Origin of the sequence: Halomonas sp. ND22Bw (assembly GCF_003011945.1) — a bacterium.
Lineage (GTDB): Bacteria > Pseudomonadota > Gammaproteobacteria > Pseudomonadales > Halomonadaceae > Halomonas > Halomonas halophila.
In genome coordinates, this window is record NZ_PXWD01000054.1 from 1 (window position 1) to 657 (window position 657).

Annotated in this window: 2 protein-coding genes; both read left to right on the forward strand. The window is 68.6% G+C overall.

Annotated elements, in window-relative coordinates:
• Nucleotides 1-445, forward strand: a 445-nt coding sequence (locus CVH10_RS16910; protein ID WP_181244441.1) for a transporter, incomplete at its 5' end; no start/stop codon positions are given.
• A gap of 39 nt (nt 446-484) precedes the next feature.
• Nucleotides 485-657: YdeI/OmpD-associated family protein (locus tag CVH10_RS16915; RefSeq protein ID WP_106489327.1), on the forward strand; the 173-nt coding region annotated here is incomplete at its 3' end.

Below are 657 nucleotides of genomic sequence, written 5' to 3' on the forward strand. Positions count from 1 at the left end.
GCTGACCAATCCCGACGGATCGGGCCTGTCAGTGGCTTTTCAGGGGTTCGTGACCGCCCCGACCGGCGCCCGCGACATCCGCGCCGACGGGTTTGAAGGCGGCGTGATCCTGCCCGTTTCGCTGCCGCTCGACGCCGACTGGAGCCTCAGCCTGTCGCCTCGGGTCGGCTGGGTGTCCGATGCGGACGGCGAGGGTCGCCATGCCGCCTATACGATGGTCGCCGGTCTGGATCGCGACATCGGCCAGTGGAACCTGGGCGCCGAACTCTGGATCAGCCGCGACGACGATCCCGCGCAGCCGACCACCCAATCCACCTTCGACCTGACCGCCGCCTGGTCGCCGCCCGCCCTGCCCGACACTCAGCTGGATTTCGGCGTCGACCTGGGCCTGAACGACGACAACCCCGATGTCGCGTTCGGCGTCGGCCTCGCCAGGCGGTTCTGAGGCGATTGCGGACGCGCCCGTTCGCTGCGACAAAACCTGATGTCCGAGCCGACGAACATCGCTGGCGGCGGCGTCCATGATCTGCCAAGCGATCTGCGGCTTGCGCTGACGCGCAATCCTGCGGCCCTGGCGACCTGGACGGACATCACGCCCCTCGCCCGCAACGAATGGATCTGCTGGATCGAGTCCGCCAAGAAGCCCGAGACGCGGCG